The following is a 23,022-nucleotide window of genomic DNA, read 5'->3' as shown; positions in this document are numbered from 1 at the left end:
GTCAGGAACTTCGGCCGGGCGGGAGAGAAGCCGGAGACCTACGCCGGAAGAGCCAGGTGAGCGCGCACGACGTCGGCCAGCTCGCCGGCGATCTGCGAGGCGCGATCGACGTCTGCTGCCTCGACCATGACGCGCACCAGCTGCTCGGTGCCCGATGCGCGCAGCAGCACGCGGCCCGAGTCCCCCAGCACCGCGGTGGCCGAAGCCACCGCCGCGGCCACGGCGGGGTGGTCCACGCCCTCGCGGTCGACGCCCTTCACGTTCACCAGGACCTGCGGATACACGGTCATCACCGAGGCCAGCTCGGCCAGAGACGAGCCGGTCTCGGCCATGCGCGCCAGCAGGTGCAGCCCCGTGAGCAGACCGTCGCCTGTGGTGGCGAACTCGCTCATGATCACGTGGCCGGACTGCTCACCGCCGAGCGAGTAGCCGCCCTCGTTCATCCGTTCCAGCACGTACCGGTCTCCGACCGCCGTCTGCTCGACGAGGATGCCGTGCTCGGTCATCGCACGATGCAGGCCGAGGTTGCTCATCACGGTGGCCACGAGCGTGTTCGAGATGAGCGCACCGCGCTCTTTCATCGCCACGGCCAGGATCGCCATGATCTGGTCGCCGTCGATGACAGCGCCTGTGGCATCCACCGCCAGGCACCGGTCGGCGTCGCCGTCGTGGGCGATCCCGACGTCGGCCCCCAGCCGCACCACTTCGGCGGCGAGCTTGTCGATGTGAGTCGAGCCGACGCCGTCGTTGATGTTGACCCCGTCGGGATCGGCGCCGACCACCGTCACCAGGGCCCCGGCATCCCGGAACGCGTCGGGAGAGACCCCCGACGCGGCGCCGTTCGCGCAGTCGAGCACCACGTGGATGCCCTCCAGCCGGTGCGGCAGCGACGCCAGCAGGTGCACGACGTAGCGGTCCTCAGCGTCGGCGAACCGGCGGATCCGGCCGACGGCCGCACCGGTGGGCAGCAGCATCGGGCCGGCCATCGCCGCCTCGATGCGTCGCTCGACGACATCGGGCAGCTTGACACCTCCGCGGGCGAAGATCTTGATGCCGTTGTCGGGTGCCGGGTTGTGGGATGCCGAGACCATGACGCCGAAGTCCGCGTCGATCGAGCCGATCAGGAACGCGGCGGCCGGCGTCGGGATGACTCCCGCGTCGAGCACGTCGACGCCGGAGGCGGCAAGTCCCGCCGCCACCGCGGCGGCGAGGAATTCGCCCGAGACACGCGGGTCGCGCGCGACCACGGCAGTGAGGCGCTTGCCGGCGGCGCGCCGCGCGTCGGCAGAACGGCCCTGGCCCAGAACGACCGCGGTCGCCTGGGCCAGGGTGAGTGCAAGATCGGCGGTGAGGGGGCCGTTGGCCAGCCCCCGCACACCGTCCGTGCCGAACAGAGCCACGGAGCCGATCAGCGCTTCGAGTACTGAGGAGCCTTGCGGGCCTTCTTGAGACCGGCCTTCTTGCGCTCCTTCACACGCGCGTCGCGTGAGAGGAAGCCGGCCTTCTTCAGTGCCGGGCGGTTGTTTTCGGCGTCGATCTCGTTGAGCGCACGGGCGATGCCCAGGCGCAGCGCGCCGGCCTGGCCCGAGTCGCCGCCGCCGTGGATGCGGGCGATGACGTCGTAGGCGCCGGTGAGGTTCAGCACGGTGAACGGGTCGGTGACCAGCTGCTGGTGCAGCTTGTTCGGGAAGAAGTCCTCGAACGTGCGGCCGTTGATGGTGATGGTGCCGCTGCCGGGAACCAGGCGCACACGCGCGATGGCCTGCTTGCGACGGCCGACAGCCGCGCCCGGAACGCTGAGCACCGGACGAGGGGTCGTCTCTGCGGCCTGCTCGGCCGTGCTCTCGGTCGAGTAGTTGGTCAGTTCGGTGGAGTCGTTGTTCGCCACGAGTATGTCCTTATTGTCTGCGGCGCTTACTGGGCGACCTGGTCGAAGGTGTACGTCTTGGGCTGCTGTGCGGCGTGCGGGTGCTCGGCACCGGCATAGACCTTCAGCTTCTTCAGCTGCTGTGCGCCCAGGCTGTTCTTGGGGAGCATGCCGCGCACGGCCTTCTCCACCGCGCGCACCGGGTTCTTCTCGAGCAGCTCGGAGTACGAGACCGCCTTCAGACCACCCGGGTAGCCCGAGTGGCGATAGGCGATCTTCTTCTCGAGCTTCTGGCCGGTGAGGGCCACCTTGCCGGCGTTGACGATGACGACGAAGTCGCCGGTGTCGAGGTGGTTGGCGAAGGTCGGCTTGTGCTTGCCCCGCAGAAGTGCGGCGGCGTGCGAGGCCAGTCGGCCGAGCACGACGTCAGTGGCGTCGATGACCAGCCATTCGCGCTGGATTTCGCCAGCCTTGGGAGTGAAAGTGCGCGTCACAGTAGTGCTGCTTTCTTGATCGAACGGAGAGGTTCGTGAATCCCACTCCGGGGTGGTTCTGTCCGACAGGACCGAACACGCCAGTGGAGGGCTCACGTTCGCATGCGCCCGCAGTGGACGCACCAACGATTGAGTCTAAGGCATCAGGATGCCGCAGCCAAACCATTGCCGGATCGAGAGCGACGTTCTTATAGGAAGTAGTAGAAATCTGGAAGAAACATGAGTGGATTCTCATCCGCAGCACTCAGCGGTTGCTACTCTCGTTGAGGACGTCCTCACAGCGAGGGCGATCCGCGGTTCTTGACGGCTGGGCTCCGTTGGGGACGGTTGGGCATCGGGGAGAGCCAGTACGTGAGATACGACGAGTTCACCATAACGGGTAGCGACATATGACGATCGAAGAACGAGCGCGTTCCTCTCGTCGTACGCAGCCGGCCCGTGCGCACACAGTTGACCCGTCGGCCGCCGCCCCGGCACAACCGCGCTTCGCCTCGCCCGCCGCGCGCGTGCACCGCTGGCAGCGTGCATTCGCGACCCTGCTTGCCACGACCGACACGATTGTCGTCGCCACGGCGGTACTCTGCGCACAGTTCCTGAGGTTCGGCGTCAGTGGCAGCGACGTCAGTTGGGGCACGAGTCTCGGCGTCGACATCGCGTACATCGTGGTTTCTGTCATCATCATCGTCGGCTGGTTGCTTTCACTGCGTCTGGTCGGCAGCCGCGACTACCGCACCATCGGCAGCGGCACCGACGAGTACAAGCGTCTGACGAACGCGACGTTCGGGTTCTTCGGCTTCTTCGCGATCATGGCATTCCTTCTGAAAGCCCAGATCGGCCGCGGTTACCTACTGATGTCGCTGCCGCTCGGCTGGGTGCTGCTGATGCTCTCGCGCTGGCTGTGGCGCAAATGGCTGATCAGCCGCCGTGTCAGAGGACGGCTGATGAGCCACGCCGTGCTGGTCGGCGACCGCGTCAGCGCCAGGCACGTCGCGAAGCAGATCCAGTCGACGCCGTCGGCCGGCATCAAGATCATCGGAGCCATCACCGAGCGGGGCACGACTTCACGCTCACTCACCGATACGATTCCCGTCCTCGGAGAATGGGACCGCCTTCTTGACCACGTCGACCGAGTGCGCGCAGACACCGTGATCGTCACCGGCAACCACTCCCTGACGCCCCGCCAGCTTCGTGAACTGGGCTGGGGTCTCGAGACGCGCAAAGCGACTCTCATCGTGGCCCCGGCTCTCACCGACGTCGCGGGCCCTCGCCTGCACTCGCGGCCGGTTGCCGGCCTACCGTTGATCCACGTGGACTACCCGGAGCTCACGGGCGGCAAACGCATGCTCAAACGTGCCACCGACATCGTCGCAAGCGGGTTAGGACTCATCCTCCTCTCCCCCGTGTTCCTTGTAATCGGCATTTGCGTACAGATGAGCAGCCCGGGCCCTGCGTTCTTTCGGCAGGAGCGCGTCGGCCTTCGGGGCCGCCCGTTCCGCATGCTCAAGTTCCGTTCGATGGTGGCAGATGCCGAGAAACAGCTCTCTTCGCTCCTCGACGCATCAGAAGGCAACGGCGTGCTCTTCAAGATGAAGAACGACCCGCGCATCACCCCGCTCGGCCGGTTCCTGCGCCGTTACAGCCTCGACGAGCTGCCCCAACTCTGGAACGTGCTCAAGGGCGAGATGTCGCTCGTCGGCCCGCGGCCACCTCTGGCCAGCGAGGTCCATACATATGACCAGTGGGTCCATCGCCGCCTGCTCGTGAAGCCCGGGATCACAGGACTGTGGCAGGTCAGCGGACGCAGCAATCTATCGTGGGACGACAGCGTTCGCTTGGACCTCTACTACGTCGAAAACTGGTCGATGACAACAGATCTCATCGTACTGTGGCGAACGGCCCGCGCTGTTCTAGGGAAGGATGGAGCATACTGACCGGAGCTATCCGTCTTGGAAAGCCAAGGGAGGCCGGCGCTGGCATAGGACCCAGCTCGGCCTGGGGTGCAGGCTGCGACCATCCCGCACTAGATCTGCAACCTCAGTTCGTTCGGCTAATACCGATCAGCCAGGTCGAGATCCTCAATGCAATCTCCGTGGGAGGATTGAGGGCGACTAGGCTCAGCGATCATGACCCATCCCTCGTCGACCCAGCCGTACCCTGAAGGCGGACAACTGACCAGGACGCTGAATCCGCCGCCGTATTGCCGATGGAAGCTTCGTGGCGGCCTCGCTCCCCAAGCTGATTGGATGAGGTAGATGCGCCGGTGGCTAGTTAGGCTCTACACCGCGGGGGAACTCGTTCTCCTAAACCTCATCTCTTATGCCCCGATCCACATTCTGAGAACGACCACTCTCAAGATTCTTGGCGCCAAGGTCGCTTCAACAGCGACCGTGTACCACGGTTTCGAGGTCCGCTGCGCACGCCGCTTGACCGTGGGTGAGCGCACATCGATCGGAGACCGCGCAACGCTCGACGCCCGCGGAGGGCTAACGATTGGCGCGGACGTCAACCTGTCCACGGAGGTTCAGATTTGGACCGCGCAGCATGACTGGCGAGCGCCAGACTTTGCGTATGTGGCTACGCCCGTGCAAATAGGAGACCAAGTGTGGATAGGTCCGAGAGCAATCATTCTCCCGGGGAGCAACATTGGCGACGGCGCTGTCGTTGCTGCAGGAGCCGTCGTCAAAGGCGATATCCCACCGTACACTCTGGTCGGTGGAGTGCCAGCTTCCAAGATTGCGGATCGCCCCCGCGACCTGACCTACAAATTGGCGCCGAAACGAGCGAAGACACTATGGTGGTGATCAGGGTTTGACATGTCCCACACTCTGACAATATACGATCCGAACCACTTAAACCCGTATGGGATAGAGCTTGCAGCCACACTCGTCGACGCGGCTGCAGAGAACGTCTCCTTAGTGCTACCCGCCGACCGCACGACCGTCCCGGTGCAACGTGTCAGCTACGTGAGAGTCCTCGCGGGTAGCCGGGATGGTCTAGTCACCAAGCTAGTGCGGCGCTTACTCGCGCCATTCAGAGCTTGGCGGTCATCCGGCCGACGGCCGCTCGTTATTGTATGGACACGCGATGTCTTCGATGCATTTGTCTTCTACATACGTGCCGCGTTTGGGTATCCAACATTCTTCATCTACCACAATCCTCCGAATATCCGACGACGGCCTGGCTTCGGCGGCGCGGGCGAGCGAATGTTGGCACGCCGAGCAATCGTATGCGTCCATTCCGAGGAACTCGCGCTCAAGCTCTCACATACTCCACGACGGGTGATCGTCACACCGCACCCGTCGTACTATGTCACAACGGGTGCGGGTCGCCAGACTACCCAATCTACTCCCGCAAACTCACATCCACAGAGTCCGATCGCAGGTACGTCACTTAACCAAGCATTGTCACGCCCACGGGTCGCGATCCTCGGCTCCCTTCGTCCCGACAAGGGCATAGCGAATCTCCCGTCGGTCAGCGCAAGCTCAAACGGGGGCTGGGACTGCATCGTCTTGGGCCCCGATCGAATACCGGAACTGTGCGCCGAAGAATTACAAAGGGCCGACGTGACGATTGTTCAGCCATTTTCTGCGCCTCCTACTGATCATGAACTCCAGGACGCACTCTCCTCATGCGCGGTCATGCTCGCGCCATACACCTCCGTCACTGAGAGTGGAAGCGTTATATTGGCTCATACCCTTGGAGTTCCTACACTTGCGCTTCGCTCATCTGCGCTCGAGCGCACAATCCGTAGCAGCGCGCTCGCCGACGACCCGTCCCATCTCGGCATACTGTTAGGCCGGTTCCTTCAGCACCCATGGTCCACCTACTATTTCACTCCGAGTGATCGTCAGTCGCTCGCGGTCCACGCCTGGAGACGCGCTCTTGCCACGGGACGATAACCCCCTACTTTCAATAATCATCGCGACATACAATGCCGCAAGTTTCCTCCCGCGAACGATCGAGTCCGTTCGTGAGCAGTCGGCGGGCCTAGCTGACGTCGAAGTCATTCTCATCGATGGCGAATCGAATGATAACACAGTGAAGATCGCCAAGGATTCTGGAATGTTCACGAACGTCATTTCCGAGCCCGATGCAGGAATCTACGACGCCATGAACAAGGGAGCGGAAGTCGCCCGAGGCGAATGGCTTCATTTCCTCAACGCAGGCGACGCCTTCACAGATGCAGAGTCTTTGGCTGCGATTACTAATCGTCTTCGCCTGAACCGCCATAACTGGGCGATCTGCCGTGCGGTCAATCTCGGCGGTGGGAATGCTCCAGTCAGAAGAATTCCTTCCGTTCCCCATACGTGGTGGAGACACGCTCTCGGGCTGCAACCTCATTGCCACCAAGCGACCTTCTTCAGAAGGAAGACATTCCACGAACTCGGCGGCCATTCGTTGAAATATGGGACAGCTGGGGACTTCGACCTAATCCTCCGTATTGGACTGACGTCAGAACCGCTCCCGATTGATCGAGTATGCATCAATTATCTTGGCGGCGGCCTCTCCGACGGAGCGTGGCATGCGAGCGGTGAGGGACAACACCGCAGCCGGGTGGATCGCATGCAACTCGGCCACGTTGGTTCAAGTTTCGATACGCTGTGGGTACACCTAAGCCAACTGATGTTACGCGCGCGAATTCAACTAGGCCGGATGCGCCGACGCTAGATGGACCAGAGTCACCTGGTGCGAAGAGGTCATATAAGTAAGCGGTCATACAGGAGGGATATGCATTCAACCTACGGTGACACAGACCTGCCTATTGTCGGACCGCCAGCCACAAAGCTCCTAGCGCTCAAGGCGACAAGGCGCTGACCAAATGATCAAGACACAGTGTGACGGAAAATTGTGATTGAGGGAGTGCAGGTGTCTGTACGAAAGACGAGACTTCTTGAAGACCTCCGACGCTATGTGCCCGGCGCACGCAGACTTTCAGTTCGGATTGTGCTCTCTACCGCGTTTCGGCAGCCGGGCTTTCTCGCCTGCTACCTGTTCCGGGTTGCTGACGAGGCTCACTCCCGTGGACACGGAAAGAGGGGACAGGTTGCCTACCTTGTCAACCTTGCTGTGACGGGGGCGGATCTATTGCCCGGCTGCAAGATCGGCGGTGGTCTTCTTATTCGACATGCCAACGGCATCGTAATAGGCTCAGGAGCTGTCATTGGGAAGAACTGCACCATACTTCAACAGGTCACGATCGGCGCTTCTGATGCAAGTTTCTACGGAAAGCAAGCCTATCCATTGATCGGCAACAGCGTCACCCTCGGCACTGGTGCAAAGGTTCTCGGAAATGTGTCCGTAGGTGACAATGCGACGATCGGTGCGAACGCCGTCGTAACGCACAATGTGCTCCCACATGATACTGTGGCCGGCGTACCAGCACGTTCAATCGGACGAAGGTAGCCATGCTAGCTCCAGGCGTCACACGTGAGTGGAGCCGGAGCAGCGACTGGCCCGCCGCACCGACCATTACCGCCAGACGGTCCGGGCGTATCTGTCCGGACAGCGTACCCCGGGTGCGTGAGCGCACTACCACAGGCGCGTTCGACGCGTACGTCGCGTACGCGACCGCGCGGCTCGTTGGGGACCCGCGCCTACGGGTCATCACGCTGCAGGACGAGCTGCACCCGCTCGTCTACGCCGGGTCGTATCAGACACTGACTCGAGCGTGTCTCCCACATTGACGGCGGGGGGCGCGGGAAGATTTGCGGTGGCCAATATCCGTTTCGAGCGGATGTTGTGGCGGTCGGACGATGCAGACGATCCGGTTGTGTTGTGGTCGCATGTCGTCGATGGGATGGGAGCGTCGGAAGGTCGATGAGTTCATCGATCGGCGTCTGGTGTGGGCAGACGCTGCGAGAGCTACGACAGGCGGCAGGGGTCACGCTTCAGCGAGCAGCCACGGTCCTCGACGTAGCATCCAGAAGCTCTCCTACCTTGAGCGCGGGCTAACACGGAACCGCCAGTTCATGACGACCTACCGCAACTGGCTCACCACCCGCGAACACCGGCTCCCTCACGCCGCCTGGGGGATATAGAAGTACCCTCCTTCGCGAAGCGCTTACAAGCTCTCATATGAACGAATCCGCATCGCGGGCACGCCACCGTACAAGCCGTGAGGCTCACAGTCGCGTGCGACGACGGCGCCTGCCGCTATCACACATCCATCACCGATCGAGACGCCAGGAAGAATGATGGCACGAGCACCAATCCAAACGCCGTCGCCGACAACGATGGGGGCCGACGTAGCAGCGGCCGCGCGACGAGTTGCGTCACCCACCACATGGGTAGCTGTCACGAACATCACCTGATAACCGATGTCGCAGCGCTCCCCGATAACCGTCGGTGCCGCGAGGTCAAAGAAGCAACCGTAATTGAGAAAGGTCCGAGCTCCGACGGTGAGGCCCGATCGCGCTCCCAGAAAGCCGTCTGGGTTGACCAAGGCGCTTGGATCCACCCTGTGCCCCATCAAGCGCCACGCGCGCGAGCGAAGCGCTCGCGGAAAGAGGCGACTGTTGACCAGGATTCCCACCATATCGCGACTCAGATGTTGGACGTTGTCTCGCAGTACAGGCAGAACGTGCATATGGCGATGCTAGATCAGTAATCCGCGTTCAGCTTCACACGTGGTTGAGAGTTCACCGAAAACTGAACCTTCGTCGCAGTCGCGTGCTGGTTGATTGCACTCTCATCGAAGGAAGCCGACATGTGGTTCGGAGCAGGAACAGACTCGTCGATTCCGTTCCGTGTCAATGACATGGGAAGCAACATCGCCAGCGCAAGAATTGTCTCCCACAAGTTCGTGCCGATCGGCGAGAAGGCAAGGTCCCACAAAACGACCACGATGAGAAAGAAGGTGATTATGGGTGTTGCTCGATCAGAGAGAGCTCGCACCAATGCGCGAATCGTGATCCAGGCGAGCAGCAGCGCAAGGGCAAGGCCAATGAGACCGTAGTTCACCCACAGATCAGCGACGATCGAATGAAGTTTCACGCCTGCACCAAATAGGTAGTCGTTAACGTACTGCCCATCGATGTTCACGCCACGACCGACAAGTGCAGTCTCGCCAACCGCGATATCACTCGGGAGCGGCAACACTCCCGGTCCTATCCCGATTGGCCTCGCCGCGAAGAGCGCAAAGGACGCGGTCGACTCGACACGCCCACCAGCGATAACCGAACCGGCAGCCTCGATCTGCTGTTCGGTGACAATCCGGTTGCGCTCACCCAACCAGCCTGCAAGTGCGGCTTGAGTGCCCGCCCAGTATGCGAGGACACCAACCGCGGCGAACCCAACGAGCTTCCAGCCGGACCGCAAGTTTGACCGCGCATTCCACACCCACCCGATGACCGCGACGATTGCAAAAGCCACGAAGCTTCGGAACCCGCAGAGGATCGACACGTACGCCACCGCAAGCAAGACGAGTACGGACCAGAATGGCCGCCCCCGCGACGCGATCACGAGTCCCAACAACGTAATCGGAACCGCAAGCCCAAACTTCCATGCGTTGTCGTTTGTATGGTCGAGCGTCAGAATCACCTGACAGATCATGCCGATTGCGTAAAGCGCAAGTGTCAATCGCGTCCCAATCCGATCGCGCGCCCACAGCAGTACAACGAGATGCACGAAAGAGACGAAGAGCGTCAGTATCGCGAGCCAACCGTAGCCCCATTGGATTTCACGCCCACCCGGCGTGATCCAAAGGAGCGGTGCAGTGACCAATACAGCCAAGTAGGTGATGCCAAGCATCCACCCGTACTTGTACCGACCGAGGCGCGAAACTGCTACCACAAGCAGGGGTGCCGAGAGAATCACTCCAGGCGAGAGAACGCTACGGAGCACAGGCGAAAGTTCTCGCAAGGGGAGCAGCATCACGACAATGCCGAGCAACCACCGCTCGGCCGGGATCGCGAGCGCCAACCTTGGTCGCTCCGCCACTGTCTGCACCCGTCTATCGTAGTAACTTTCCACTGGAACTTCGCTGGATACACGATGTAGCACAACCTGTCGCGCCGGGCGTATCAGATTAGCCTCGATCTTCCATCGGCGGCGTGATGGGTCGTGTTCGACGTTCTTGTCGGGCTCGTGCTGCTGATTTTTGCAGAAGGGTGCGACGTTGGCCGCGTTGCGCTGCGGTGGCGGGTCTCCGAGTCCTGGTCGTGGCGGTCAGCCGGGGGCGACGGTTCAGCGGCTGGGCGCGGGCAGGGTCCCGGCAGTGTTGATTGCGGTCAGCGCGATGGTGGCCCATGGTGATCGCTTGGAGAGGCGCAGGAGGGTCCGCCGTCCATGCCGGGCGATGGTCGCCGGGATGGTGAATAGCCGGTGCCGGAGGCGTTTCGGCTCCCACCGCCGGGCCTCGTGCTGCGGGCGGGTGAGCCACACCCGCCCAGGCTGTCAGATCGCCGGCGAGGACGACAATGCGATTCAGGTGGACGATGCACGTCTGCCGTCTGCCCGTCGCGAACTCCCACGTAGTGTCTGATCGCATCCGGGAATCCCTTCAGCCTGTCGCACACTACGATGCACAGGTGCTCAACGCCGCGATTCTTGATCTCCTGAGCACCCCGAGCCAGAACTCAGCATCTTCTCCGCCTTCGCTGGCCCAGATGCCGAGGATCTCCTATTCCCCAGCGGTGGTGACGCCGATTGCGACGTAAAACGACTTGTTGCGCACCTGCACGTTGCGAAACTTCACCAAGATGATCTCTCCCATCACAAGATCGATCATCTTCGATGGTCTGACTCGTTGCGGTTCCTTTCGGTCAGACCAGTCCCAGATCCCCCTTTCCTAACAGTCCCGAGCGTCATCGAGACTACCAACTCAGCCCCGAAGGACTACACATCGGGCATACATGATGCACGGGATGAGTGTGGTGATCGCCACGGCCGCCGCCGTCGATGCAACCGGACCCACCGCTCCAAGAAGAGGAGTAGTCAGTACCCCGAGAGGAATGGATGTGGCCGCCAAGGCCACCATGCATACAGCTTGAAACCAGAGACCCCTCGTTGACGTCAAGAGCATCGCTGATGGCTGATGCAGGCTCATCACAAGCAGAAGTATCGCGAAGCTGATCGCGAGCGGAAATCCAACGATCACGCGACCTCCACTGACGAGCAGCGATACAGGTGCGAGAAGGAGAGCTAATGCCACCCCGCCCAGAATACCGAACAGAGCCATTAATAGAAGACTTACTCCCCAATTGCGACCTTGTTGGCCCCGCCCGCGTGCGAATTGCGGCCATAACGCCAAAGCACCAGTCGTCACGATCGACAGAGCTGGGACGTAAAACTGTGCTGCAACGGCGTATTCCGAGAGTTCAGCCGAAGAACCAACATGCGCGAGGATCAAACGATGCGATTGAAGGGCAAGCGGCGCGCCAATCATGACGATCAGCATTGGAACGGCTGGCTTCCAAAGACTCTCAGTCAGGGTTTGACGAGTTGGGGGCCCTGCAAAAAGTTGACGCCACGTCCAGCCAAGCCGCTTGCGGGCAACGAACGTCGCGATGATGCCTGCCACGAGGATGCCCGCGGGGGTCGCGATGGCCATCAGCAGTGCCGGTCCCGCGACGAGCGCAATAGCGGAAGTGAACCCGACTGACACAATTGAGGTAATTGCCGAGATCAGCGTAGAAAGGTGCGTCCTATTGTCGGCAACAAGTAACCGCTGGCCAAGCCCAAACGGGATTCCAGCTCCAACACAGCAGAATACCCCGAACGCGGCAAGATTTGCGTCGCCAGCGAATTCCTGTGGGATGCCGAGCAAGGAAGGCCATAGAGAGAATGCGGATAGGATGCCAGCAACGACCACAACCACAATACCGACAACAATAAGGGCACGAAGAGCGCGTCTAGTGACGTCGAGAGCTATCTCCTCGCGCTCTGCATCTTCCGCGCGACGTGAAACACTATTCACGACCGCCGCACCGAGACCGAGATCCGAGAACGGGATGAGCATGAACAGTGTGCCGAGCAAGGATATAAACCCAAAGGTCACGGCACCGGCGTACGCGATCGCTATGTAAGTAGTAGCGATAGCTGCCACGGCTGTCAGTGGCGCCGTGGCAATCCGCGCACCGATTGCGAGCAGAACATCTCTAATTGAAAAGGGCAGCAACGCGACAATCTCTCAGTTGCTCGCTAGCTCATACGTCTTCAGAATTCGATCCGCTATCCGGTCATTGGATAGAAACTCATCCCTCATGGCCCTCGCCCCAAACTCAGCTCGTTGGTAGCGAGACTCGTCGGTCATTAGCTCCTCCACCGCGTCCGCAATCGCGTCAGGGGAGCGATCTGCGACAATTATGCCTGCTCCATATTTGCAAATTGTTTCTGACAGGGCCGCCGATTCGGTCACGACCACCGGCAACCCGATCTGGATGGCAGAGACTAGAACGTTGCCCCATGGTTCCTCCCATGACGGGAGGACGAATACACCGCTGCGCGCCAGTCGGATGGGGACCTGCGCAGCCGGGATTGCACCTTCATAGCTGAGGCTGCTTAAGCGATGGATCAACGGCTCGACCGTCTTAAGGTCGCCTTGATCCGGTCCCACGATCCGAAAGTCCACATCGCTACCGCGCGCCCGAAGGATCTCGGCTGCTCGAGCGAAGTCGAGCACCCGCTTCCGAGGCTCGAGACGCGCAAGAAAGATCGCCTCTCTCGCACGATTCTTCGCTGGGTCCGATGCGGCTCGCAATACTGGGTTCCCGATCTCAACGATTGGCGGTGTGTGCGGTCCACACCATTCGCTCAACCGCGCAGACTCAACCTTTGTTAGGGCGATCACTGCTGCGGCCCTGCGGAAGAGCGGTTTCGTGACGAAGTCGAGTGCCCGTTGTCGGAAGCCTCTGCGCGCCGTCAGCATGCCATGTGGCTGCAGAACCAGCGGCGTCCGCGTAATGAGGCTCGCCATAGATGCCCAAAGCGGCACGAACTCCCGTGCGTATGACACATGTACGATGTCCGCGACTCTGACTTCGGCCCAGATGGTCCGCACGAGTTTCCAGGACGCGAGGCTAGCCAGCCCAATCCTCGGAAACCACACTCGCGCAACAGCCATCACCGGACGCAATCCGGTGGCGCATTCATCAGTCGGCGCATCGCCCTTCAACGCTCCGGAGACAAGGGCGACCTCGTGCCCGGCCTCGACAACAAGCCTGGATTGATTGAGTGCCGTATCGGCAGGGCCGCCATACACCCCCGACGCACTGCGTAGCGCGACGATCCGAGCTACCTTCATGCGTTCGGGCCTGAACGCCTGTGGGCGCGGGCGTCCGCGCCATTATTGCCGTCAGTGAAGCGCAACCCGATAGGCTCGCAGAGCGGTCCAGCCACGATCGTATTCGCTGCGATGGTTCCCGACAGCACCGTCATTGGGTGAGCCAATGCAGAACGCCCCACCGTCGCGCCGCCAAGAACCATGCAACGCGAAGTGATCCATGCACCGTTGTCAATGTGAATCGGACGTGTAATTAGCGCCATATCGCGACGATGTGCGTGACTTCCGGTCGTCAGAAACGTTTCCTGAGATATCACAACGTCATGACCGACATAGACATGTTCCTGGTTATGGAACCACACGCCCTCGCCGATCCACGAATTATCACCAATGTGCAGCTTCCACGGAAACTTGACACGCGTGCGTGGGCGAAAAACTACGCCGCGTCCGATATCTGCTCCAAAGGCTCGCAGCACAGCGACCCGAAGCGATGAACTAACTTGCCAGGGGTTAGTGAGAAATAGCAACTCACACACGGACCACAAGTACACGATCCACCCGGGACGATCCCACGCAACCCGCGCACCCGGCGCCTTCGAGAGATCGATGACGGGTACAGCTCTCACAGCATCCACGATCGTGCGTCTCCTTCGCGATACCCTCATCTAGTGCCTCGTCAGTCTCCCCAAGCCCTTGTCCTAGGCATCAACTACCCGCCTGAGCACACTGGAATCTCACCTTATACGGGTGGCATGGCACGTGGTATCGCCGGTCACGGCTACGAGGTCCGAGTACTGACTGCGCATCCCCATTATCCCGAGTGGAAGCTGCGTAGCGGCTATGGGCAGTGGACACGTCATGACTCGGAGGATGGCGTGTCCATCACGAGACTGCGTCACTACATACCCGCGCGGCCATCCGCAACCCGGCGGGCGATCTCAGAGATTTCGTTCGGACTGCGGCAGGCGTTCCATCGCTGGGGTCGGCCAGACGTGATTATCGCGGTGTCGCCTGCGTTGCTATCAACTGCCATCGCACGGTTCCGCGCCGCGATCACGCACCGCCGCGTCCCATTCATCGTTTGGGTGCAGGATCTGTACAGTCTCGGACTCAGTGAGACCGGACAGGCGTCAGGCTTAACTGTTCGCGCGATGCTGCGGTTCGAGGGATGGGTTCTCCGCCACGCCACTCGAGTCATCGTCATCCACGAACGTTTTGCGTCTCGCGTCGAACATGACTTCAAGATTCCGAAGGAGCGCATCACGGTGGTCCGAAATTGGAGCCATGTGCCGGCACCGCGAGAGATCGACCGCGACACTGTCCGTCACGAACTCGGCTGGTCCGGTCACGAGTGGATAGTCCTTCATGCCGGCAACATGGGCGTCAAACAGGGGCTCGCAAACGTTATCGATGCGGCCCGACTTGCCCAGCTGGACGGTGTCCCGATTCATTTTGTCCTGCTCGGAGAAGGCTCTGAGCGGATGCACCTCGAGAACCTGGCAGACGGCGTGAGTACCGTTACGTTCATGGATCCTCTGGAGGCTGATCAGTTCAGCAAAGCATTGCAGACAGCCGACGTACTGCTGGTGAACGAGAAGCAGGGCGTTGCAGAGATGGCCGTTCCGAGCAAACTCACGTCCTACTTCGCTGCCGGGCGTCCGGTGCTGGCCGCGACTGATCCGGCGGGCATCACTGCCGAAGAGATCCTGCGCGCCCGAGCGGGGATAGTAGTCCCCGCCGGGAATCCTCGTTCGCTGCTTGAGGCCGTGCTGAAGCTGACTTCCAACCCGGATGCCGCCGAAGCACTTGGCCGGAACGGTCGAGCGTTCCGCGATAGTGTGCTTACTGAAAGCGTTGCGATCGACGCATTCGTCGAGTTACTTTCGGACGTCATCGACGGCGATGATAACCACCCTGCCCCGAGGCCTTAGGCCACAAACGCCGCCCGCGATGATACGGAGTTCTCATGAAGAAACGCGCCCTGATTACTGGGGTCACCGGCCAAGACGGCTCATACCTCGCCGAGTTGCTGCTCGCCAAGGGATACGAAGTCCATGGCCTCATCCGCCGCGCTTCGACGTTTAACACAGCGCGCATCGACCACCTCTACGTCGATCCGCACGATCCTGACGCGAAACTGTTCCTGCACTATGGCGACCTGAGTGACGGGGCCCGACTCGTCACTCTGCTCGCGAGCATCAACCCTGACGAGGTCTACAACCTCGCCGCCCAGTCACATGTCCGGGTCTCGTTCGATGAGCCTGAACACACCGCCGACACGACAGGGACCGGAACGGTCCGACTCCTCGAGGCGGTGCGACTGTCCGGTATCGAGACCCGCTTCTACCAGGCCTCGTCGTCCGAGCTGTATGGAGCCACTCCGCCCCCGCAGAATGAAGAGACGCGCTTTTATCCACGCTCGCCATACGCAGCCGCGAAGCTGTACAGCTACTGGATTACGAAGAACTACCGCGAGGCATATGACATGTTCGCGGTCAACGGCATCCTCTTCAACCATGAGTCACCTCGCCGTGGCGAAACTTTCGTGACCCGCAAGATCACACGCGCAGTTGCGGCGATCAAAGCAGGCAGGCAGGAGTTCGTGTATATGGGCAACCTGGACGCCGTTCGCGACTGGGGTTACGCGGCCGAATACGTCGAGGGAATGTGGCGAATGTTGCAAGCCGACGTCCCTGACGACTATGTGCTCGCGACCGGAACGGGAATCACTGTGCGCGAGTTCATCGAGATTTCTTTTGGGCATGCAGGCCTGAACTGGGAAGATCACGTCCGATTCGATGAGAGGTACCTGCGCCCCACCGAGGTCGACGCCCTCATTGGCGACCCAAGCAAGGCGCGCGAGAAGCTGGGATGGACACCCACGATCGACGGTCGTCAACTCGCGAAGATCATGGTCGACGCTGACATCACGGCGCTTGAACACGCGGGGGATCCGTGGATCGATACAGTCCATCTCGACTCGTGGGGCACGAAGTGACCGCCGACGACGGGGTCGAGTACACGCCCACAGAGCTCGACCGCGACGCGACGTTCTACGTCGCCGGCCACCGCGGCCTCGTCGGCTCGGCGATCGTGCGCAAGCTCGAGTCGTCCGGGTTCTCACGCCTCGTCGGAAAGACCTCCGCTGAACTCGATCTCAAAGATCGCGACGCCGTCTTCGCGTACATGGCCGACATCAAGCCGAAGTATCTCGTACTCGCAGCGGCGAAAGTCGGCGGCATTCTGGCAAACAGCACCTATCCGGTAGATTTTCTCAGCGAGAATCTGCGCATTCAGACGAACGTTCTCGACGCCGCACTGGCAAACGACGTGGAGCGGGTGGCGTTCCTGGGTTCGTCGTGTATCTACCCGAAGTTCGCCGAACAGCCCATCCGCGAGGAGTCGCTGCTCACCGGCCACCTCGAGCCAACGAACGACGCCTACGCGATCGCCAAGATCGCGGGGATTCTGAACGTACAGGCAGTCCGTCGACAGTACGGCCTGCCGTGGATCTCAGCGATGCCGACCAACCTGTACGGTCCGAACGACAACTTCTCACCCAAGGGGTCGCACGTGCTCCCCGCACTCATTCGACGCTACGACGATGCCGCCCGATCGAAGACCGCATCGGTCACCAACTGGGGCACTGGTACGCCACGTCGTGAGTTCCTCCACTCCGACGACATGGCCGACGCTGTACTGCACCTGATGGAGCATTACGACGGGCCTGAGCAGGTAAACGTCGGCACGGGCCGCGACGCAACGATCCGAGAGATAGCCGAGACGATCGCGCACGTCGTCGGCTACGAGGGCGAAACCGCGTGGGATGCGACCAAGCCCGATGGCACCCCGCAGAAGCTGCTGGATGTATCGAAGCTTGCCGATGCAGGCTGGACGTCGAAAATCAGCCTGCACGAAGGACTCGAGCGAACAGTCGCCTGGTACCGCGATCACGTCAACACGATCCGCGAATAGCGCAGTGAGGCCCGGGTTCACATCGTCAGCGAACCCGGGCCTCACTGAATTCGGGGGCTACAAAATGCGGCAGAGGCCACGCATGCCGCAAGAAATCAAGGCAGCTGGCTGCTCTTGTGGTCGTGACGCGACTTGTGCATCGGAATGCCGATGGCCGTGGAGACGAGCAGCAGGCCGAGCACGAACACCAGCGACTGCCACCCGTCGATGAAGGGAGCGTAGCCGAAGCAGGCGAACCCAGCCACGAAGAGCAGGAAGCAGAGGATGAACATGCTCTCAGGCTACCGCCTCTGACAGGGCGCCGCGACCCGCGGGATGCGACATGTGCGCAGTGATCAGGATCGGCAGATGATCGCTGCGTCCCTGCGGCAGGGTGCGGATGCGGTCGATCTCGAATCCGGCCGACGTCGCGAAGTCGTAATGCCCGCGGAAGTAGCGGTAGCGCGTGTACGTGCGACGGTCGCTCAGCGTCAGCTCGTACCCCTGCTCACGCACCTTCTGGCTGAGGTTCTCTTTGAACACCGGGTAGTTGTAGTCCCCCACCATAAGCGCCGGCAGTCCGGGACCAATCGCCGCGATCTCGGTGAGCGCCGCGTGGATCTGAGTGCGGCGCAGTGAGTTCAGCGCTGTGAGCGGGGCCGCGTGGAACGACGCGACGACCAGGTCGCGTCCCTGGTCGATGTCGTGCAGTCGGACCCCCAGCATCCTCTCCTCTGCCGGCTTGAGAACACGGTCGTGCAGCGACTTCTTCACACCGAGCGAGCGGACCTCGAGCGGCCGGTACATGCTCATCCGGAAATAGACGGCAAGTCCCAGCCTGTTGCGATGGGTCACGTCGGCCAGGCGCAGGCCCCCGATCTGGGCGGGGATGTCGGCGGTGTCGCACTCCTGCAGACACAGCAGGTCCGCGCCGTACGTGTCAACGAGCGTGTCGAGCTCACTGGCGGCCCGGTGCTTGCGCAGGTTGTACGAGATGAGCTTCATCGTGCCCTCAGCATAAGGTTGTAACCTCGGTGCGGGGTGTGACAGGCTCGCCCCCCGACTGCTCCCCACAGCCTCGGGATGCCCAAAGCACCCGCTTCTTCAGAGACACCCCCTGCATGTTCGAGATCCTCACCGTCTGCACCGGCAACATCTGCCGATCCCCGCTTGCGGAACTGCTGCTGACCGATGCCCTGGCAGATCTGGGCGCACACGCGTCCAGTGCCGGCACGGCCCCGCTGGCCGATATGCCGATGCCCGACGAGATGCAGGCCATCGCCGTGCGTTTGGGCGTCGGCGCGGATGCCGCCGCTGCGCACCGCTCGCACGTGCTGACCGCCGACGACCTGGTCACCCCGGATCTGATCCTGGGCATGTCGCGCAACCACCGCCGCAAGATCGCCCGCCTCGCGCCGATCCGCGTGAGCGAGGCGTTCACGCTGCGCGAATTCGCCCGCCTCGCGTCCGAGCTGACCCACGGGCAGATCCGCGACGCGGCTGCCGCCGCGGGCACGGATGCCGGAGCCCGCGTACGCGCAGTCTCTGCGCTGGTCGCCTCTCGCCGCGGGCTGAGCCCGACGCCGCACGAGCTGTCGGACGATGACGTCGTCGACCCCTACCGCCGGTCAGCCGAGACGTACGAGCTCGCGACCCAGCAGCTGACCTCGGCGCTCGAGGTGGTCGTGCGGGTGCTGCGCATCGCTCTGACACCGGCACACGAGGGCGACCCGGCCGAGGCAGAAGAGCTCATCGGCGGGACGGTCGTACAGGCGCCCGCCGCCGAAGCCACTCCCGAGGTTCCGACAAGCCACCGCACGCGCAGGCGTCGCTCGTCCTCGCACTCTCATCCGCACGGCGACGCCGGCCGCCGGCGTCGCCGGCGGTGGGTGCCCTGGATCATCGGGGCCGTGGGCGGCGTCGTGCTGCTCGTCGCCGTCGCCGCGGTCATGGGCGTGCTCTTTCTCAAGCAAGCGCAGAGCGCACAGGCAGATCTGATGGCGGCGAAAGCCAAGATCGGGCAGGTCACGACCCTGATGAAAGCCGACGACTCGGCCGGGCTGCAGCAGGTCGCCGCCGACGTGCAGACGCTGACCAAGCGCGCGTTGAAGACGACGAGCGGACCGCTGTGGAACATCGCCGCGGCCGTCCCGTTCGTGGGCGTGAACATCAGCGCCGTGCAGAAGACGACTGAGGCCGCTGACATCCTGGTCGACGGCGCATTACCGCCGGCGGTCAGACTGATGTCGACTATGCAGGCCAAGCAGCTCAAGCTCAAGGGCGGCGGCATCAGTCTGAAGCCCTTCGAACAGGCCCAGAAGGACCTGCCCGGCATCAACGCTGCGTTCGCTCAGGCGCAGTCCACCGTCGGCGGCATCGACCGCGACAGCCTGCTACCGCCGGTGCGCGACGCCATCGGCGGCCTGCTCGACATCATCGACGAGGCCACGCCGACGCTGAAGACCGTGCAGCGCATTCTGCCGACACTGCTGCCGATGGCAGGCTCTGACGGACCACGCAACTACCTGCTGATTTTCCAGAACAACGCCGAGATGCGCGCCACGGGCGGCAACCCATCGGCATCGGCACAGATCCGCGTAGACCACGGACGCATCACATTGGGTGCACAAGCGAGCACGGCCACATTCAGCAATGCCGGGACAGTGCGCCACGAATACGTCGATCTCCCGCAGAAGATGCGTCAGATATACCAAGCAGACACCACGTGGTATCCGCAGAACTACACACGAACACCCGATTTTCCTACGACCGCGAAGCTCTTCGACGGATTGTGGCGGGCCACGACGCACCAGAAGCTCGACGGAGTGATCTCGGTAGACCCGGTGGTGCTCTCGCACGTGCTGCACGTGACCGGTCCTGTCACCGTGGCCGGTGACAGGCTCACGGCGAAGAACGTCGTGAAGAAGGTGCTCAGCGATGCGTACGAACGGTTCCCGAAAGGCACCGACTCAGACGCGTACTTCGCCGAGGTCGCCTCCGCCGTGTTCGCAAAGGTCACCTCAGGCGACTGGGATCCCGCGGCGATGCTCACACAGCTGCAGGAGTCCGCTCAGGAGCAGCGCCTGTACGCGTGGTTCCCGGCCAAGAGCGAGCAGGCGCTCGCGGCGGAAGCGGGAATCGACGGTGCGCTGACCACCACCAACGCGCAACACACCCAGGTCGGCATCTTCTTGAACGACTACACCGTCGGCAAGCTGCAGTACTGGCTGACCAGCAAGGTCAACGTCACGTGCGACGCCGACAAACGCACCGTGACCACCTCGATCGACATTTCTAATCGCATTCCGAGCGCCGACTTCTCGAATTACACGCTCGGCTGGCGCGATGGCCGCTACGGCCAGCCGCGGACGACCATGCTCATGGACGTGCTGTTCTTCGCGCCGCCCGGCGCCTCGATCAGCAAGGCTCAGACTACTGGAGATCAGATTCCGTCACTTGCGCGTTCTGGCATCGAGAAGGGACACGCCGCGAAGAGCGTGACGGTGATCGTGCCGAAGGGGCAGACGCGCACCGTGTCGTTCACGAGCACGCTCGCCAAGGGCGCCGTCTCGCCGATCTCGGTGCGGCACACCCCCACCGTGACCGACACGCCCGTGACCATCGCGCACTCGTGCGACGGATTCTGAGGCCCGATCCACGTCTGTTTCTCACAGGGTGCGAGGCACTCGGTGTGGCAGGATTGGGCTGGACATCTGGGAAACACGTGGCCGGGGGGCCAACCGCGAAAGGCTTGTATGGAGCTCAGCGATTACATTCATATCCTGCGCAAGCACTGGATAGCGATCGCGCTCATCACGCTGCTCGGCATCGGTGTGGCTGCGGGATATTCGCTGACCCGTACACCGCAGTACGAGGCATCCAGCACGGTCGTCGTCTCGACGCAGACCGGTGATTCGATCGCGGATCTGCAACAGGGCAACTCGTTCACGCTCGCCCGCGTGAACACCTACACGAACCTCGTGACGACACCGTCGGTGATGGTTCCCGTGATCGACAAGCTCAAGCTCAACACGACGGTCACGAAGCTGACCGACCGCGTGTCGGCCACGAGCCCCCTGAACACCACGCTGATCACGATCACCGCCACCGACCCGAGCCCCATGCAGGCGGCGAACATCGCGAACGCGCTGGCGGCGAGCCTGACGGCCACCGTCGAGAAGATCGAGTCGCCGTCCGGTGCGAAGGAGAGCCCGGTGCGGCTCACCACCGTCGCAGAGGCCCAGGCACCCAGTGCCCCGTCGAGCCCCAAGGTGCTGCTGAACCTCGCGCTGGGTCTGCTGATCGGCTTGGCCCTGGGCATCGGTTTCGCCGTGATGCGCTCGGTGCTCGACACGCGTGTGCGCACCCCGCGCGACGTGGCGCAGGTCACCGACGCTCCGCTGATCGGTGCGATCGCCGACGACCCCAAGGCGCCCGAACGGCCGCTGATCGTGCACGCCGACCCACTCAGCCCCCGGGCCGAGTCGTTCCGCACGCTGCGCACGAACCTGCAGTTTCTCGACATGGGGGGCCGCGCGAGCTTCGTCATCACCTCGAGCATGCCGTCAGAGGGCAAGTCGACCACGGCGATCAACCTGGCGATCGCGCTGGCCGACGCGGGCAAGAAGGTCGCGCTGCTCGACACCGATCTGCGCAAGCCGAAGGTCGCCGAGTACCTGGGCATCGAGGGCGGCGTGGGTCTGACCGACGTGCTCATCGGGCACGTGCGCGTGGGCGATGTGATGCTGCCGTGGGGTGGGCGTAGCCTCTATGTCATGCCCGCCGGCAAGGTGCCGCCGAACCCCAGCGAGCTGCTGGGGTCGCAGCAGATGCACACGTTGCTGGCCGCGCTCGAGCGCGACTTCGACGTCGTGCTGTGCGACGCGCCGCCGCTGCTGCCGGTGACCGACGGCGCGATTCTGGCCAAGGCGACCAGCGGGGCGATCGTGATCGCCGCCGCCGGTACGACCACCCGCAACCAGCTGTCCAACGCCATCGACGCGCTCGACACGGTGGACGCGAAGACCGCCGGCGTCGTGCTGACCAAGGTGCCCACGCGCGGGCCGGATGCCTATTACACCTACGGCTACGGCTACATGCAAGACGAGACTGCCCACGCGCAGGCGGTGCGGCCCGCGCATCGGCGGCACAGTCCGACATCGGCGCTGCCGCCGCAGACACCGCTCGCGAAGGCGGCGGAGCAGCCACGATGGCAGCCGGCGCAGCCGGGGCCAGCGGCACCAGGCACGGTGGCACCGGTGGCACCGGGAACAATGGCGCCGCGACCTGCCGCTCCCGCGCAGGGCGTCGCGCCGGCGGCCGCGCCTGCACGGTCGACGTCGTCGTCTGAGCTCGAAGAGCTTCTCGGCATCTTCGATGCCGAGAAGCCGCTGCCCCTGCGCGCCGATCACCGCGTCGCCGCCACCCCGCCCACCCGTTCGCAGTACTCCCCGCCCGATGCGGGAGGACCCGGCCGCTAGGCATGT

At 62.6% G+C, this 23,022-nt stretch carries 20 protein-coding genes; 10 read left to right on the top strand and 10 right to left on the bottom strand.

The genetic code is table 11. The annotated features are described in order from the left end of the window. Window positions 1-38: 38 nt before the first annotated feature. The 3 genes from glmM to rplM are packed head-to-tail and all read right to left on the bottom strand — an operon-like array spanning window position 39 to window position 2,361. Window positions 39-1,400, bottom strand: coding sequence for a phosphoglucosamine mutase (gene glmM, locus QU603_RS02925; RefSeq protein ID WP_308492997.1), 1,362 nt, complete (start codon window positions 1,398-1,400; stop codon window positions 39-41). 8 nt (window positions 1,401-1,408) lie between these two features. Further along, window positions 1,409-1,888: a 30S ribosomal protein S9 gene (gene rpsI / locus QU603_RS02920; protein WP_370655322.1), complete on the bottom strand. Its 480-nt coding sequence runs from the start codon at window positions 1,886-1,888 to the stop codon at window positions 1,409-1,411. Between the two features lie 26 nt (window positions 1,889-1,914). Further along, window positions 1,915-2,361 (bottom strand): 50S ribosomal protein L13, encoded by a 447-nt coding sequence (gene rplM, locus QU603_RS02915; protein WP_308492996.1) that lies wholly within the window; start codon window positions 2,359-2,361, stop codon window positions 1,915-1,917. Window positions 2,362-2,750: 389 nt separating this feature from the next. On the opposite strand from rplM, the gene QU603_RS02910 reads away from it, so the two are divergent. From QU603_RS02910 to QU603_RS16415, 4 genes are all read left to right on the top strand, one after another. Then, on the top strand, window positions 2,751-4,292 hold the full coding sequence (locus tag QU603_RS02910) for a sugar transferase (protein ID WP_308492995.1): 1,542 nt from the start codon (window positions 2,751-2,753) through the stop codon (window positions 4,290-4,292). A 321-nt stretch (window positions 4,293-4,613) separates the two neighbouring features. Continuing rightward, window positions 4,614-5,162 (top strand): acyltransferase, encoded by a 549-nt coding sequence (locus tag QU603_RS02905; protein ID WP_308492994.1) that lies wholly within the window; start codon window positions 4,614-4,616, stop codon window positions 5,160-5,162. Window positions 5,163-6,201: 1,039 nt separating this feature from the next. Then, on the top strand, window positions 6,202-7,029 hold the full coding sequence (locus QU603_RS02900) for a glycosyltransferase family 2 protein (RefSeq protein ID WP_308492993.1): 828 nt from the start codon (window positions 6,202-6,204) through the stop codon (window positions 7,027-7,029). A 180-nt stretch (window positions 7,030-7,209) separates the two neighbouring features. Then, window positions 7,210-7,764, top strand: coding sequence for a serine O-acetyltransferase (locus tag QU603_RS16415; protein ID WP_369698783.1), 555 nt, complete (start codon window positions 7,210-7,212; stop codon window positions 7,762-7,764). 658 nt (window positions 7,765-8,422) lie between these two features. Here QU603_RS16415 and QU603_RS02895 read toward each other — a convergent pair. The 5 genes from QU603_RS02895 to QU603_RS02875 all read right to left on the bottom strand — a co-directional run bounded on the left by QU603_RS02895 (window position 8,423) and on the right by QU603_RS02875 (window position 13,603). After that, window positions 8,423-8,665: an acyltransferase gene (locus QU603_RS02895; RefSeq protein WP_308493924.1), complete on the bottom strand. Its 243-nt coding sequence runs from the start codon at window positions 8,663-8,665 to the stop codon at window positions 8,423-8,425. Between the two features lie 296 nt (window positions 8,666-8,961). Next, window positions 8,962-10,308 (bottom strand): O-antigen ligase family protein, encoded by a 1,347-nt coding sequence (locus QU603_RS02890; protein ID WP_308492992.1) that lies wholly within the window; start codon window positions 10,306-10,308, stop codon window positions 8,962-8,964. A gap of 281 nt (window positions 10,309-10,589) precedes the next feature. Further along, window positions 10,590-10,877, bottom strand: coding sequence for a hypothetical protein (locus QU603_RS16410; RefSeq protein WP_441295470.1), 288 nt, complete (start codon window positions 10,875-10,877; stop codon window positions 10,590-10,592). 305 nt (window positions 10,878-11,182) lie between these two features. Further along, entirely contained in the window at window positions 11,183-12,406 is a 1,224-nt protein-coding gene (locus QU603_RS02880) for a hypothetical protein (protein WP_308492991.1), read from the bottom strand. Between the two features lie 84 nt (window positions 12,407-12,490). Next, window positions 12,491-13,603, bottom strand: coding sequence for a glycosyltransferase family 4 protein (locus QU603_RS02875; protein WP_369698782.1), 1,113 nt, complete (start codon window positions 13,601-13,603; stop codon window positions 12,491-12,493). Between the two features lie 302 nt (window positions 13,604-13,905). Between QU603_RS02875 and QU603_RS02870 the strand changes: the two genes are divergently transcribed. From QU603_RS02870 to QU603_RS02855, 4 genes are all read left to right on the top strand, one after another. Beyond that, the gene (locus QU603_RS02870) at window positions 13,906-14,076 is read left to right on the top strand and encodes a hypothetical protein (RefSeq protein ID WP_308492990.1); all 171 of its coding nucleotides are present in this window, start codon (window positions 13,906-13,908) and stop codon (window positions 14,074-14,076) included. 174 nt (window positions 14,077-14,250) lie between these two features. Then, complete coding sequence (locus tag QU603_RS02865) at window positions 14,251-15,513, top strand: glycosyltransferase family 4 protein (RefSeq protein WP_308492989.1); 1,263 nt, start codon at window positions 14,251-14,253, stop codon at window positions 15,511-15,513. A gap of 35 nt (window positions 15,514-15,548) precedes the next feature. After that, a complete protein-coding gene (gene gmd, locus QU603_RS02860) occupies window positions 15,549-16,580 on the top strand; it encodes a GDP-mannose 4,6-dehydratase (RefSeq protein ID WP_308492988.1) in 1,032 nt (343 codons plus the stop codon). Then, on the top strand, window positions 16,577-17,557 hold the full coding sequence (locus tag QU603_RS02855; protein WP_370655343.1) for a GDP-L-fucose synthase family protein: 981 nt from the start codon (window positions 16,577-16,579) through the stop codon (window positions 17,555-17,557). Before gmd ends, QU603_RS02855 begins: the two co-directional genes overlap by 4 nt. 95 nt (window positions 17,558-17,652) lie before the next feature. Here QU603_RS02855 and QU603_RS02850 read toward each other — a convergent pair whose 3' ends face one another. Together QU603_RS02850 and QU603_RS02845 are read right to left on the bottom strand one after the other, a co-directional pair. Next, window positions 17,653-17,829 (bottom strand): hypothetical protein, encoded by a 177-nt coding sequence (locus tag QU603_RS02850; protein WP_308492986.1) that lies wholly within the window; start codon window positions 17,827-17,829, stop codon window positions 17,653-17,655. 4 nt (window positions 17,830-17,833) lie between these two features. Then, complete coding sequence (locus QU603_RS02845) at window positions 17,834-18,541, bottom strand: endonuclease/exonuclease/phosphatase family protein (protein WP_308492985.1); 708 nt, start codon at window positions 18,539-18,541, stop codon at window positions 17,834-17,836. Window positions 18,542-18,657: 116 nt separating this feature from the next. On the opposite strand from QU603_RS02845, the gene QU603_RS02840 reads away from it, so the two are divergent. Beyond that, on the top strand, window positions 18,658-21,183 hold the full coding sequence (locus QU603_RS02840) for a DUF4012 domain-containing protein (protein WP_308492984.1): 2,526 nt from the start codon (window positions 18,658-18,660) through the stop codon (window positions 21,181-21,183). Between the two features lie 108 nt (window positions 21,184-21,291). After that, the gene (locus QU603_RS02835; protein ID WP_308492983.1) at window positions 21,292-23,016 is read left to right on the top strand and encodes a tyrosine-protein kinase domain-containing protein; all 1,725 of its coding nucleotides are present in this window, start codon (window positions 21,292-21,294) and stop codon (window positions 23,014-23,016) included. Window positions 23,017-23,022: the final 6 nt, after the last annotated feature.

The sequence above is a fragment of the Microbacterium terrisoli genome (assembly GCF_030866805.1).
GTDB lineage: Bacteria > Actinomycetota > Actinomycetes > Actinomycetales > Microbacteriaceae > Microbacterium > Microbacterium terrisoli.
Note: the sequence above shows the minus strand (reverse complement) of the source record. Positions and strands in the feature narration are given on the sequence as shown.

Coding starts and splice junctions, on each gene's coding strand:
- QU603_RS02895 (WP_308493924.1), bottom strand. CDS start 8,665: ATGTTCGTGACAGCTACCCATGTGGTGGGTGACGCAACTCGTCGCGCG.
- gmd (WP_308492988.1), top strand. CDS start 15,549: ATGAAGAAACGCGCCCTGATTACTGGGGTCACCGGCCAAGACGGCTCA.
- QU603_RS02850 (WP_308492986.1), bottom strand. CDS start 17,829: ATGTTCATCCTCTGCTTCCTGCTCTTCGTGGCTGGGTTCGCCTGCTTC.
- QU603_RS02910 (WP_308492995.1), top strand. CDS start 2,751: ATGACGATCGAAGAACGAGCGCGTTCCTCTCGTCGTACGCAGCCGGCC.
- QU603_RS02905 (WP_308492994.1), top strand. CDS start 4,614: ATGCGCCGGTGGCTAGTTAGGCTCTACACCGCGGGGGAACTCGTTCTC.
- QU603_RS02875 (WP_369698782.1), bottom strand. CDS start 13,603: ATGAAGGTAGCTCGGATCGTCGCGCTACGCAGTGCGTCGGGGGTGTAT.
- QU603_RS02835 (WP_308492983.1), top strand. CDS start 21,292: ATGGAGCTCAGCGATTACATTCATATCCTGCGCAAGCACTGGATAGCG.
- QU603_RS02840 (WP_308492984.1), top strand. CDS start 18,658: ATGTTCGAGATCCTCACCGTCTGCACCGGCAACATCTGCCGATCCCCG.
- QU603_RS02870 (WP_308492990.1), top strand. CDS start 13,906: ATGACCGACATAGACATGTTCCTGGTTATGGAACCACACGCCCTCGCC.
- QU603_RS02845 (WP_308492985.1), bottom strand. CDS start 18,541: ATGAAGCTCATCTCGTACAACCTGCGCAAGCACCGGGCCGCCAGTGAG.